At 49.9% G+C, this 13,631-nt stretch carries 12 protein-coding genes and 1 pseudogene; 5 read left to right on the top strand and 8 right to left on the bottom strand.

What is annotated here, in order from left to right:
- Nucleotides 1-92: 92 nt before the first annotated feature.
- The 4 genes from R2Q26_RS13815 to selD all read right to left on the bottom strand — a co-directional run bounded on the left by R2Q26_RS13815 (nt 93) and on the right by selD (nt 3,931).
- A complete protein-coding gene (locus R2Q26_RS13815) occupies nt 93-428 on the bottom strand; it encodes a hypothetical protein (protein WP_317536821.1) in 336 nt (111 codons plus the stop codon).
- A complete protein-coding gene (locus R2Q26_RS13820; protein WP_317536822.1) occupies nt 376-1,464 on the bottom strand; it encodes a transglutaminase domain-containing protein in 1,089 nt (362 codons plus the stop codon). The genes R2Q26_RS13815 and R2Q26_RS13820 overlap by 53 nt, the downstream gene beginning before the upstream one ends.
- Nucleotides 1,465-1,671: 207 nt before the next feature.
- The gene (gene mnmH / locus R2Q26_RS13825; protein ID WP_317536823.1) at nt 1,672-2,889 is read right to left on the bottom strand and encodes a tRNA 2-selenouridine(34) synthase MnmH; all 1,218 of its coding nucleotides are present in this window, start codon (nt 2,887-2,889) and stop codon (nt 1,672-1,674) included.
- Nucleotides 2,882-3,931, bottom strand: a complete 1,050-nt coding sequence (gene selD / locus R2Q26_RS13830) for a selenide, water dikinase SelD (RefSeq protein ID WP_317536824.1) — start codon at nt 3,929-3,931, stop codon at nt 2,882-2,884. The genes mnmH and selD overlap by 8 nt, the downstream gene beginning before the upstream one ends.
- A gap of 363 nt (nt 3,932-4,294) precedes the next feature.
- Between selD and R2Q26_RS13835 the strand changes: the two genes are divergently transcribed.
- Entirely contained in the window at nt 4,295-4,600 is a 306-nt protein-coding gene (locus R2Q26_RS13835) for a hypothetical protein (RefSeq protein WP_317536825.1), read from the top strand.
- A 101-nt stretch (nt 4,601-4,701) separates the two neighbouring features.
- On the opposite strand, the gene R2Q26_RS13840 is transcribed toward R2Q26_RS13835, so the two are convergent.
- Complete coding sequence (locus R2Q26_RS13840) at nt 4,702-5,427, bottom strand: BON domain-containing protein (protein ID WP_317536826.1); 726 nt, start codon at nt 5,425-5,427, stop codon at nt 4,702-4,704.
- A gap of 338 nt (nt 5,428-5,765) precedes the next feature.
- Between R2Q26_RS13840 and R2Q26_RS13845 the strand changes: the two are divergent.
- Nucleotides 5,766-6,346 (top strand): annotated as a pseudogene (locus R2Q26_RS13845) (transposase); the annotation flags it as partial.
- A gap of 318 nt (nt 6,347-6,664) precedes the next feature.
- On the opposite strand, the gene R2Q26_RS13850 reads toward R2Q26_RS13845, so the two are convergent.
- Nucleotides 6,665-6,856, bottom strand: coding sequence for a VOC family protein (locus tag R2Q26_RS13850; protein WP_317536827.1), 192 nt, complete (start codon nt 6,854-6,856; stop codon nt 6,665-6,667).
- 52 nt (nt 6,857-6,908) lie between these two features.
- Complete coding sequence (locus R2Q26_RS13855; protein WP_317536828.1) at nt 6,909-7,715, bottom strand: hypothetical protein; 807 nt, start codon at nt 7,713-7,715, stop codon at nt 6,909-6,911.
- Nucleotides 7,716-7,937: 222 nt separating this feature from the next.
- Between R2Q26_RS13855 and R2Q26_RS13860 the strand changes: the two genes are divergently transcribed.
- Entirely contained in the window at nt 7,938-8,642 is a 705-nt protein-coding gene (locus R2Q26_RS13860) for a DDE-type integrase/transposase/recombinase (protein ID WP_317536829.1), read from the top strand.
- Between the two features lie 258 nt (nt 8,643-8,900).
- Here R2Q26_RS13860 and R2Q26_RS13865 read toward each other — a convergent pair whose 3' ends face one another.
- Nucleotides 8,901-10,073 carry a GGDEF domain-containing protein gene (locus R2Q26_RS13865; RefSeq protein WP_317536830.1) on the bottom strand — a complete coding sequence of 391 codons (1,173 nt, stop codon included), beginning with the start codon at nt 10,071-10,073 and terminating at the stop codon, nt 8,901-8,903.
- Nucleotides 10,074-10,824: 751 nt separating this feature from the next.
- Between R2Q26_RS13865 and R2Q26_RS13870 the strand changes: the two genes are divergently transcribed.
- Both R2Q26_RS13870 and R2Q26_RS13875 read left to right on the top strand, forming a co-directional pair.
- The gene (locus R2Q26_RS13870; protein ID WP_317536831.1) at nt 10,825-12,678 is read left to right on the top strand and encodes a putative bifunctional diguanylate cyclase/phosphodiesterase; all 1,854 of its coding nucleotides are present in this window, start codon (nt 10,825-10,827) and stop codon (nt 12,676-12,678) included.
- Nucleotides 12,679-12,720: 42 nt separating this feature from the next.
- Nucleotides 12,721-13,631 (top strand): HAMP domain-containing protein (locus tag R2Q26_RS13875; protein WP_317536832.1); only part of this gene is annotated, 911 nt, incomplete at its 3' end.

Consider the following 13,631-nt stretch of genomic DNA (forward strand, 5'->3'; position numbering starts at 1 on the left):
GCTCGTTTGGGAATCAATATTAATCGGCTATTGATTGGCAATATGCCTAACCTACAACTTAGTAGTTGAGAAAAAGGATTTTTCAGGGACGACTATCTAATGCAGCAACAATCACCAAGCCTGTTTCTTTGCCAAAGAGGATTACTGCTTTTATCTGAATTGACTGGATTGAGCATGCCAGCAAGACTGGTTGCAAGGTGCACGCCTATGTGCTCATGACCAGCCATATGTGCATTTGCTGCTCTCCGCCGATCGAGACCAGAACCCAGCAATCTGTTTCTCACATAGCCGATAACCGTGGTCTGTTCCCTATTCTGGAGTTGCCAGCGCACCGGCAACGGGCATGGTCTAAAGCGCAGCCATTTTAGCTCACGCTCAAGTCTTGATTTGCTGGGCTGTGATCGTGTATTTGAAGGTGTCAGGATCAAGCTGATCCAACGCTTTCCCGCCGGTCTCCCCGTTTGGATACATGAAGTACGCGATCTTGGTCCGGGAGTTCGGCAGGACAACGTCGTGGGCAGTGTTGTAGGCGAGCCAATTCATTTCCCAGGCGCCGAACAGTCTCCTGCGCAACGCCACGACTTTCGGATCGTTGATATGCAGGTTGCCGGGCGACTCCTCCAGTACCACCTTGCGCACGTCTGCGGGATCGACCGGCACCCAGCCTATGCCCTGAGCGAAAAATTCCGCGCGGCAGTGCTGCCCCTTGCTCGCGTTGGTACTACCGAGTCCGAGGCTCTTGTAACCTAGCTGCGAAGGCGCAACGCGCACTCCGTAGATATCGCGCGCCGCCACGCCGACCGATCGCGCCAGGCCGACGAACAATGCGTTGAGATCGCCGCATTTGCCACCGAAATAGCGCGTTTCCAGCATCGTCTTGATATCACCCCAGCCGCAACCCTTAACCTTGGGATCGCGAAAAGTGTTGTCCACGACCCACTCGTAGATCGCGTGCGCCCTTTCAATGTCCGTCCTGGCATGCCGGGTGATGTCTAGCGCGGTCTCACGCACGATGCTGTCGGTCGGAATGAGTTCCGTCGGTCCAGTGTAGAGGCTCATTTCGGCTTGCGACAAGCTGGGCGCATTCGGGTTGGGCCTGGAGAAATCCACGGCGCGGTCGCGCGTTGCGAAACGGCTGCTCACCTCGAGCACGGGGGCTTTCTCGCCCTCCTCCCATTCCACGCAGAGCATCTCCGCACCGTATTTTGACTCGGTAACAACCTTCACCTGCCCGTTGCCGCTCCATGTGTTGCCGAGCGGCGTGTGCCAGTCGGTCTTCGCCGTGTACGGCAGCGGAACCCAGGCGCGTGAAACACCAGAAGGATTGACAATTTCCAGCTTCGTGACCACCTCGTAAGTGCGCCAACCCTCACCCTGCGCGGCAGCGATCACGTCACGTACGATCGGCAGCCCGGCAATGAATGGAGTCGCGAGAGCAGCTTGCAAGAAAGTGCGTCGTTTCATGTGATCTCTCCCGATTCAATGAATCCGACTTGCGCAGAGCCGGAGCGATCATTTATTGAATTTTCAAACCTATAACGCAAGAAGAGAAACATTTGATAAATACTAAATATAAAAAGTGAATCCGATCAAAAAATAATGTTTAGCAAATCAGCGAAAGCATGCTCCTATAGCGAAGCAGATAAGTCTTTTTCGCCGCCCTATTAGAATTTAGCACCCTTGTTTATGATATTGAAGATAATCAATAACGTCTTTTTTTGAACCTTTAAAACAGGGAATCACTTGGCGGCGCTCAAGAGAACTTAGATAAAGCGGATCATAGTAATATTTTACAAGCTTTTCGATCCATACTTTGTTCGATCGAATCTCGTTCATGTTCAAAAAATCTAACTGTGCATTCTCCAAATCGTCCAACACCTCCTGAAACCTCTTCCCTCCCAATTTTTTGCTGATCATATACAATGAATTTTTATATTTCTCGAAAAGTTGAAAAGCTTGATTGTGCAAAACTTCCTGTGCTCCCTCAATCTCAACGAATTGTTGTTGAGCTGTTTGCCCTTGAAGTTCCATTAACCTTTGCGGTTGCCATTTTTGCCCTTGCCGTCTTTGTTGCGCATGACCGATCGCAGTGTTGAGGACGTAATCCTCAAAAATATTTTCCACTCTCGCTTCAAAAGGTTCATCAAGCCAAATGACTTCGGAGGACCTTATGCGTGTAAAGAAACTTGCTGGCAAGTAAACCTTTCCTATAAATCGACTTTCATCCTCAACCATCAATGGTCCATCAGATTGAATCCGGTTTTCTAATTTAAGCAAACTCACCGCCAATCGATTTTCAAAATCAATTTGCGTCGGCTGAGGGATTGGAAGTCCCCCAAAAGCGGACCCACGATGCTGGGCGATGGTTTCTAAATCGAGAGCAGGATAAATATCCCTCACTGCATGAATCAGCTTGGTTTTTCCGCTACCCGTAGGCCCGGTAATAACCAATAGTTTCTTGTCTTCACTAAATTGATCAATAGCGTCCATTAAAAATTGACGCACCATTTTATAGCCACCAACAATCAGAGGTCTTTCAATACCTGCTTCTTTTAACCATTGTTGCGTGATCTGCGACCTCTTACCTCCCCGAAAACAATAAAGCACAGTCCGGGGATTCCCTCGCACAAACTTCAACCACTGATCCAGACGACTTTGTTTCACAGGACCTGAAATAATCTGATAGCCCAAACGGACTGCAGCCTCCTGACCTTGATTCTTATAAGTAGTCCCAACAAGTGCACGCTCTTCATTATTAAGTATGGGAATGTTGATAGCTCCGGGAAGAGAACCTTGCAGAAACTCCACCGGCGCGCGCACATCGATCAACGGGGTTTCCGTTACCAATAATTCTTTTAATTCATCAATTCTGATATTTTGATTACTCAAAGACCACCGCTTTATCTTGACGAGGCAAAACCTCTCCAACAATCTCAGCAGATTTAAATTTGGTGCGCAAGGCCTGAATCATGGCATAACTTACTTCAGGGGAAACACTCAACAACAAGCCTCCGCTTGTCTGTGGATCATGAATTAAAAGCCTGTGAAGATTATCCAGATTTGAAACATCGATGTTAGATGTAGTGTATTCCGCATTTGTCCGGTGGGCTTTCGTCAAAAAAGAGTTTTCCAGACAGAAAAAAGTCTTAGTAAACCGTGGAAGTTTTTCTGTCTGAATTCTTAAAGTCACCTGGCTGGCATTAGCAAGTTGCATGGAATGACCGGAAAAACCAAAACCTGTGATATCTGTCGCAGCGTGAACCGCTGCTTGCAAATCTGGAGTCATGCAATCAATGACGTTATTGACAGTAGCCATACTATGCAAAGCTTCCATGATATCTTCTTCTTGAGACTGCTGTCTTTTTAAAGAAGCCGTCATTGTCCCTGTCCCCAGAGCTTTTGTGAGAATCAAATGATCTCCTATTTTAGCTCCTGCATTGGTCCACACCTGACTTGGATTTACAAATCCAGTGACCGACAGGCCAAATTTCAAAGTATCATCATCAATAGAATGTCCACCAACGAAATTAGCCCCAGCCTCTGCGATCTTATCACTGGCTCCTTGCAAAACATCAATAATGATATTTTCAGACATGGTTGCCAAAGGAAATGCCAAAATTCCCATGGCTGTTGTTGGTTTACCACCCATCGCATAAACATCACTGAGGGCATTTACCGCCGCAATTTCACCAAAAAGTTTCGGGGTGTCTACTATAGGAGTGAAAAAATCCAAAGTTTGAACCAGGGCGATTTCTTCATTGATTTTATAAATCGCAGCATCATCAAAAAGCCCTCCATCCACTAGCAAAGCGGGATGTGCTGCCGGAAATCTTACTTGTTGCAAAATTCGACGGAGTTCCGGAGCCGCAACCTTAGCGGCACAGCCCCCTTTTTGCACAGTCTGTGTAAGTGCGATTTTTTCTGAACTCATGAATGCCTTGGGGGATAGGAAAAACAAACACTCTTTTTCATAAGAAATGAAAGTACAGGAAAGGGGATGGAGTGTCAAACACTCTGATAAGTAATCAAAAATTCAAAGAATTTGTGTTCATTTGGCAGCAAAAATCGCTGGATTTAGATCATTTTTGCCTTTCCGAGGGAAGAGGCGCAGAGAAAACGCTCAGCCCACTTCATAACTGGGCTGAAAGTAGCGGGCTCGGAATCAGACAGATTCGAAAGGATCAAAGATTTGCGCTGGTGCCCTAGGCGATGATAATTTTCAGGGTTTCGCCACAAATGCGGACAATGCTCAATATCAATACCGAACACCCATTTGAGTAGGCATGCCCAACTCATGCACACAGAGACTGAGAAAAGCGGCACATCGTTATTTGTATTGGATGCCTTACCTTTTGTTCTTCTTATTGTCAGGAATAATCTCGTTGTGCAACCTCGCATTTGGCACGAGGACACCGTGATAGCGAATAAAATTGAGCCTTGGCGGAGAACCAATGCTGCCAGGCGTTCATCTGCAATCGCGGGGGGAGGATATACCGACATAAATATTCCAGTTTACGACGTTGGTCATAGCGCAACGAACGCCAGAATGCAGGCTCAAGCCATGTGCATTGACACAGCATCCATTAACAGACTGAGGTAACGTGCTTTGTGCTGGCGCGGTTCTCAGCGTTAATACTTTTTGCTCTACGCGGAGGCCCAATGCTATCCGATAGGTGCAAGCTGGCCGTGACGCGCTGAAACCTAGCCGAGCAGTTCGAGATTATTGATCACACGGGCGACGCCGAACACGTACCAGGTATCGAGCTCGGCGCGCTGGCGTTCGTCGGCGGTACGCACGTAGCCCTGAAGCGTCACGACGTAGTTGCTGCACTTGACGTCGATCTGCTCGGGCTGCACGAACGAGTCCATCTCGAGCACCAAGCGTACGGCGTCGATGACTTCGTAGTCGGTGTCCTCCTCCTGAGGCACGACATCGAGTGAGTTGACAACGTCGCGGCAGCCAGGCGTCCACCAGGCGAGCACTCCGGCGATGCGCTTGTGCGAAAGGCTGATCACCATACCGTTGAGCGCGATGATCCCGTCCTTGATTTCAAAGTCGATCGATCCGCCGTCGTCGGGCGGCGCCTCACGTAACGTCTCGAGCTTGCCGTTGCTCACGACACGAATCGTGCAGTTACGCAGCTCGTTCGAGTTGAGCAGGAAGTTGGCAAGCGAGTCGCTGATTGCGCCATCGCCGCGCCGCTCGGAGGGCACGACGCGCAGCTGGTCGACAACTCCGCGCGTACCTTCGATCGCACCCGCCGCTTCGAGGGCGAGCTTCTTGGCGGCAATGTCCGCGACCTCACCCTCCATCACCACCGCGCCTTGCACCATGTGCACCTTCACCGGATAGCGATGCGGGTTGATACGCGGCTCATTCTCGAGGGCCTGCTGGATACGCTTCACTACGACTTGGGCTTCGTTCATTTCGATCTCCCTGTCACTCGATTCGGGGTATAGGAAAAATAAATACTCTTTTTCATATGAAATAAAAGTACAGAAAAGGGATGGTGTGTCATACATTCTGACAAGCAATAGCAATCAAAAATTCAAAAAAATTTGTGCTAAATTGGCAGCAAAAATTGCTGGATTTAGGTCGTTTTTTGTTTTTCAGGCAAAAGACACCCAGAGGAAAAGAAGATAACTGAGAAAGACGAGCTTGGAATCAGATAGATCTGATAGAGTCAAAAATCTGCGCAGGTGCTCTAGGCGGCGCTCGGGAGGATAAGCCCAGATGCTCAAGAATTTGAGTGATTACGCCGGGCGAGTGTATCGGTAAAGGAAAAGCGCGTAAGCCCTATGAGTTTGGCGTCAAAGCCAGCATCACTATTACTCACAAGAATGGTTTGATGGTCGGTGCGAGCACCTTCCCCGGCAATCCCTATGATGGTCACATTCTCCGCGAACAGTTGGAGCAGATGAGAATCCTCCTGGCAAATTCAAGCGTCACACCAAAGCAGGTAGTAGTGGATCTCGGGCTCCGGGAAGCGGACGCTGACAATCCGAACATGGAAATCATCCATCATAGCAAGTACAAGTCGCTGACGAAGCAGCAGCGACGATGACTTAAGCGGCGCCAAGCTGTAGAACCGGCGATCGGACATCTAAAATTGGATAACCGAATGGATCGCTGCGGGTTACAGGAGAACTCGGCGATGCACTCCATGCGGTGCTGTGTGCAGCAGGTTACAATCTGCGCTGGTTGTTGCGAGCGATGGTTCGCCTTGGACTGAAGGCAGTTTTTTTGCGCCTTTTATTGCTTCAGCTGGTCAACTCTATAAAGAGCGAACAGCTACGCATTGATGCGAATACCTCGCATGCCAAAATAGCATCAGCAGCTGGATGAATTTTGCAGGGCCGACTACAACATTTCATCATAATCATGCTACGACAGTAGTTGCTACCGAAGTTAATGATGGCGTTGCATAGAAATTTATTGATAACACTGTAGCAGATTTAAGAAGAAAATTTCAAACGATTGCACAGGCAATAATGACGTGATGGCAAGATTTGTCAGATCGTGAGTGGCTAAACCTAAACAGCGCACAATGCATAGAGCACGCTGGGTAATAAAGCGCTACTAAGCGCGAATTCTATCAGGGGCAGAGGTGATGCGTCTCATACAAAGTTCAGATATATGGCAGCAATCTTTACCTGCTCAAAATCATTGACTGAAAGCTTGGCAAAAAGTGGTCTGACCGGAAAGCTCAAAAGAAACAACGTCACAATCTTCTGACGGCATGTCATGGAGTGTCGTAATATTGCTAATTTTCGAGCTCGGAAACAGAGAATTGTAAAACTCGGCAGCTTCCTTAGCCTCTTTGTCAAACCATAAATAGGGAGTAATTTTTTGCATATATATTCCTCCTTGCTTTCTTCATCGGTATAGCATATCCATCAGCGCATCTTCATAGGGGAGTCTCCTTTTGCATCAATATTGACCTTTCTCTTTTGGCAAACGGCAAACACCAGACTTCTTTGATTTTACAGAGTCTTGCAAGCATGTCTTCGTATTCTTTGTTAATAGCTGCTCTTTCCGTCAGGCCGAGAGGCTGAATAATGTATCCGTGGGGGCCGGGTAATATAGCAAAAGGATACATGCCAGCGAGTTCCCCACCGCCTATGTCTTCATTGGAAACATCAGGAGCGTAGTACATGACGTGTGGAAAGTTAATGGTGATGACCCTGTTGCTCTCTTCCGGCTTGAAGTACGTTCTCAGCACTGGAGACAGCATGTATGAGATACCGGCTCGTTCCGGCGCTTTGTAGTATCCTGTTTTGTGACGGTCTTGGATGATTTTCTTTAGTTCGCTGGGAGGTATGCCGTTGGCCTGCATCTTTGCTGCATCAAAGAAGACCCGCATCTGTGCCTTGGCGCCCGCTTGGTCAAAGGAAATCGGATAGAGAATATCATCTCTGTATTTAGTAAAGGGCCAGAACCCTCTGAAGGTATCATCGCCGGTTCGAGCAACAAAGGCGTGGAATCCATTAGTACCCATACGAGCAACTTCAAAGCCCTTATCAGGGTTTAAAATATATACCGTTGCATTGTCTCTGAGGTGTGGTGGAAGCGCGCTTAGCGCCAACTGAATTTCCAGATCTTGCGGAAGCGGCTCGATTTTTTTCATCACCTCGAGAGTCTGCTTATCTTGCGCGCTTACTGTAAGCGAGAACACTAAACCTACAATTACTGCAATTGTCTGAAACTTTTTCATCTTGATCTCCTTTTGAGTAGCATACGAATCTTTAAACTCTGCTGGAATACAGAGTTCGCACTATGAAGTGTCAAGAACGGGGAACCTTAAGCTTTGAAGGAAACGTCTTGTGCGTGTGTATGGAAAAAATAACCCCCTTTTTATCTATTAAACTCTAATACTTTAATAAATTATCTGTAAGAATTTCTAGCGTTGTTTACAGTATTCTGGAGAATACTGTAAATGAACATGCACAAACATATAAGACTTACGCCACTTGACCGTCAGGAGCTGTGGCAGCTTTACCAGACTCGCTGCTGGAAAGTGTCTCAACTTGCCGAACGCTTTCGCGTCTCAAGACCCACGATTTACGCCGTTCTCAAGCGGGCAAGGCTCAAGGAGTTTTTTCCTCGCGACAGTACCAATCAACGTTTTAAAACAATCCAATACGGCCTCAAACGCTTAGCCAAAGTCGAGCAGTCCATCCAGGAGCGCTTGAAACGTGAGGCAAAGCGTTATAACAAGTCTTATCCCGGCGAACTCATGCATTTCGATACTAAACGCCTGTCTTTGCTCAAAGGCCAATCACCTACCCAACCCAGGGAATACCTGTTTGTCGCGATTGACGACTTCTCCCGAGAACTCTATGCAGCCATCTTGCCCGATAAAACCCAGAATAGCGCAGCCTGGTTCCTCACCAAAACCGTCATCGCCCAATACCCTTACCAGATCGATTACGCTTATTCTGATAATGGCAAGGAATATAAAGGCACTGACAGTCATGCTTTTGTTAAAGCCTGCAAAGCGCACGGCATCGGCCAGAAATTCACTCGAGTCAATCGACCCCAAACCAACGGGAAAGCTGAACGGGCTATCCGCACCTTGATGCAGATGTGGCATGACAAAACCAACTTTAAAGATTGCACCGACCGGCGGCAGGCCTTATAGAGAAATGCGCGGAGATATTAATAAATAGGCCTTGGCCAAAAAATATCAGAAAACCGTGTTGAGTGGAAGATTGAAACGACGGCCAGCGGTTTTCTTAGCCAGGAAGTAGAGCAAGAAACCTGGAATGCGGACTAGGATCAGGTGTTACAATCACGCATGCGCCGTCCGCTCGTTGCTTGCAGCTGGTCTGAGCGCAGCTCGCTCTCATCCGATTGGCCAAATAAGCGATATTTGGGTTCAGTGTAAAACTAAATGTAGTTACTGCTCCGCCCCACAAAATTCCATCAATTCGCATCGGTTGCGCCCATTCGCCTTCGCTTGGTAGAGGGCAGTGTCAGCGCGGCGGATGACGTCGTCAATTTCTTCCTCAGGACGGAATTGGCTGATTCCAATGCTGACCGTGGCGTCGAACGGAAGAGAAAGCACCGAGATGTTCTCCATCTCGCTTCGGTAGGCGTTACGGATGCGCTCCGCAACCACCAAAGCTTGCTCGGAAGCGATGCCCGGAAGGAGCGCCAGGAACTCCTCGCCACCAAAGCGACAGAACACATCCTCGGTCCGTAACACCCGATGGGAAGCGGACACGAAGCGGCACAGGATCTCATCGCCGCCCCGGTGGCCGAGGTGATCGTTGATGGCTTTAAAGTGGTCCAGATCCATCATCAGCACGGACAATGGTTGGCCATTGCGTCGGGAACGGGCCAGCTCCTTTTCTGCAAACATTGACAAGGCGCGGCGATTAAGCGCACCGGTGAGCGGGTCGCGGCTCGCCTGGTGGTCCAGTTCCTTCTGGAGCCGCTCACTCGCCATGAGCACCATGCCGAGCGTCGCACCCATAGTGAAGCTCAGCCACCAGAACAGCGGCAATGCGGCCAGTCCGTCCGGATTCCACGGATCGACGATTGTGTCACTCGTCGCCACTGCGATGCCGCGCACAAGGAACAGCACTGCGCTGGTCGCGTAAAGCCAGCCCGAAACGCGCATCGCGATTTCCCCTGGACGCGCGGCTGACAGCAGCTCCCGTGCAACCATGGCCGAAAGCAGCGCTATCCATAGGGCATTGCTCGACGCGCGCAAGGTCAACGACTGGAACACGTTCGATGCCACGATCAAACCGATCGCAAACACGATAAGGACTGTCAGGATCGGCCGCGATAACGGGGCACGACCCACAAACCGGCGAAAACCGTCCCACGTGAAGATGAAGCCTATCGCAATGAGCAATTGCGCCAACGACAATGCCAGCCATTCGGGAACAATATTGCGCATGGCAATCAACAGAAGTGCCACTGTTCCCAGCACGCTGGCTCCCGCCCAATGACCGAGCCCGGGCATCCCGGGGTGAGTGCGCCATAACAGAATGCGGGCCACCGCGGAGAGCGTCGTGGCCAGCGCAACCGCGACCAGCAGTGTCTTGATGTCGAAGTTCATTAGGGACGGGAACACCGGAGCACGCTGACCTTAAGTATCATTAGATGAAAATTTTTTGTTGTCTGTCGCCAATTGGGGTATAGGAAAAATAAACGCTCTCTCTTAAAGAATAATAGTAATGAAATGGGAATGGAATGCCAAACACTTTGATAAGCGATTAAAAATTCAAAAAATTTGTGCCAATTGGCAGCAAAAATTACTGGATTTAGATCTATTTTCGTCTTTCCGGCGAAAGAGGTGTAGAGGGAACGTTCAGCCTAGTTATGACATGGATTGTAAGTAGCGCGTTTTGAATCAGACAGATCCAAAGGTAGGGATTGCAGCGATGATTTCAAGGTTCCACCACTATGCGGACAATGCTCAATGTCGATATCGAATACCCTTTTGAGTAAGTGCGCCCAACTCATGCACTCAGAGGCTGAGGAAAGCAGCTTATACTGGGGTGTCCATCAACTGAAGAAAAACTTGTTTTCCTGAAGCAATCCGGCTCCAGCTTTTGAAAAAGAAATTTACGCCCGGATATAAATTTTGGGATTAAATTAAGATTAACAGAACCAAAAAATTTAGTATTGATCTAAATAAAGCAAGCCTATTTCACCTATATCGGCAGATATATTCCCTCTGAGCCGGGAACATTGATCTCCACCCTCGGTCTAAAATTATTTAAGATGTCGGAATGGCATGCTGACGACAAATCGTCTTGGTAAATCTAGTTAGCATTTACTTTGCATCATATAAAAAGACCCATCACGTGCTCAAACCAAAAGTTCTCATCGTTAACGACCACCCAGCCAGTTTGCTTGCATTGGAAAGCCTCTTAACCCGCACGGCGGAAGAAAATGGCTTTGACATGGTAACTGCGCAATCCGGTGAAGAAGCCTTGCGGCATGTACTGCATCAGCAGTTCGCCGTCATCTTGCTTGATGTCAGCATGCCTGGAATGGATGGTTTCGAAACGGCGGAGATCATTCACTCCCATCCACGCTCGGCATCGGTTCCCATTATTTTTGTTACGGCGCATTACGCTGACGAAATGAATCGCCTTAAGGGGTATCAGAAAGGTGCGGTCGATTACCTTTTTATACCCGTGATTCCCCAGATATTGCAAAACAAGGTGTTGGTGTTCGTCGAACTAGCCAAGAAAAACCTGCAGCTGCAATATCAGACTGAGCAGCTGGAAGAGCTCAATCGCGACCTGCAGGTACAGCAGATGCGGAATCTCAAGAAAATTAATGCCGCGCTGGAGACCGAGATCATCGAGCGCCGGCAAGCGGAAGAACGTGCGCATGGCCTGGCGACTCGGGATGCGCTTACCGGCTTGCTGAACCGCCGCTCGCTGGTGGAACACCTGGAAGAGGCGATCGCGCGCGCCAGCCGGCAAAAGAAAGGCCTGGCGGTGCTATTCCTTGACATGGACCACTTCAAAACCATCAATGACACGCTCGGCCACGATGTCGGCGATGAATTGCTGATACAGGTGGCAAAGCGGATTAGCGGCGCTGTGCGCGGATCCGATATAGTTGCGCGCCTGGGAGGCGATGAATTTGTGGTGCTGATGGAAAGCTTGCTATCTTATCAGGACGCGGCGGTGGTGGCAAAGAAGATTGTGCAAGCCAATACGCCGCCATGCACCATAGGCGTACATAGCCTGAAGACCTCGGTCAGCATCGGCATCAGCCTGTTTCCGCAGGATGGGGATACGGTACAGACCTTGATGAAAAATGCCGATCTGGCGATGTACCATGCCAAGCAGCAAAGCCGCGGCAGCGTGCAATTCTTCCATGAAGAGCTGAATAGGCGCCTGCTTGAGCGCATACAGCTTGAACAGGAAATGCAGCACGCATTGGAAAGAAAGGAATTTGAGCTGTACTATCAGCCCAAGGTGGATATTCTTTCTGGCCAGGTCGCCGGCGTCGAAGCGCTGCTGCGCTGGCATCATCCGCGCCTCGAACTGATTAGCGGAGCCGATTTCATCCCCGCAGCCGCCGACAGCGGGCAACTGGTAACGATAGGTGAATGGGTCATCAATGCCGCTTGCGAACAAGCCAGGCGCTGGCGCGATAATGAACCGGGCCTGGGCAAGCTACCGATCGCAATCAATATCGCGATTCCGCAGGTCCATGGGGAACTCCCCGGCGCAATCCGCAGGACGCTTCACAAATATGGTATTCCCTCGCCGTCGCTGCAACTGGAAATCACTGAATCGCTTTTGATCCGCGACCTGGAAATGGCAACATCTGTGTTGCGCGAAATTAGCGAAAGCGGTATTTCAATCGCTATCGATGATTTCGGAACCGGCTATTCATCGCTTTCGGTGCTGAAAGCGCTGCCGATCGATATCCTGAAAATCGACCAGTCCTTCATCCGCGACCTGGGGAAAACCACCAGCGATACCGCCATCGTGGCTGCCATCATCAATATGGCGCGTGCCCTTGCATTGCGCGTAGTGGCTGAAGGCGTGGAAACCAAGGAACAACTGGCGATACTGAGATCGCTCGGATGCGATGAATTTCAAGGCTTTTATTTTGGCCAGCCGCTGCCGGCCGATGCGCTGGCACAGCAACTATTACAAACAAAACCAGCGCATGAATCGTTTGGCGGGTGAAGCTTCACCCTCCGTTTCGCTTGAGACACACACTCTAACCAAATGAAAAACAAGGCACGCTTGATGGATATGATGGCAGATTCCACTGAAGGACTGGATGAAAGGCTCTTGCTAAAAGTATTGTCCGCTCTCAAAAAGGGCGATTTTTCTATTCGCATGCCGTCCGACTGGACCGGCTTGCCCGGCAAGATCGCCGATACGCTGAACGATATCATCGAAATGAATCAGCAAATGGCGGAAGGCATCACCAATGTCAGCCGGGTGGTTGGGCGCGAAGGGCGGCTCACGCAACGCGCCTCGGTCCCGAATGTGACAGGTGGCTGGGCTGCCACTATCAAAGCCGTCAATACGCTGATTGACGACCTGGTTCGCCCGACCACGGAAATGGCGCGCGTGATCCGCGCGGTCGCCAAGGGCGACCTGTCGCAAACGATAGCGTTGGATGTTGACGGGCGTCCGCTCAAGGGACAGTTCCTGCGCGCAGCCTCTACCGCAAACACGATGGTGGACCAGTTGAATTCGTTCGCCTCAGAAGTAACGCGAGTAGCGCGTGAAGTGGGTACCGAAGGCAAGCTGGGCGGCCAGGCCCATGTGCCGGGAGTCGCTGGCACTTGGAAAGATCTGACCGACAGTGTGAACTCGATGGCTGGCAATCTTACCTCGCAGGTGCGCAATATCGCGGAAGTAACGACTGCGGTAGCCAAGGGCGATTTGTCGAAAAAAATTACCGTGGATGTGCGCGGTGAAATACTGCAACTGAAAGACACGATCAATACGATGGTGGACCAGTTGAATTCGTTCGCCTCAGAAGTAACGCGAGTAGCACGTGAAGTGGGTACCGAAGGCAAGCTGGGCGGCCAGGCCCATGTGCCGGGAGTAGGCGGCACTTGGAAAGACTTGACTGACAATGTCAATTTCATGGCATCCAACCTGACCGGGCAGGTGCGCAATAT

Source organism: Nitrosomonas sp. Is37 (assembly GCF_033063275.1).
Taxonomy (GTDB): domain Bacteria; phylum Pseudomonadota; class Gammaproteobacteria; order Burkholderiales; family Nitrosomonadaceae; genus Nitrosomonas.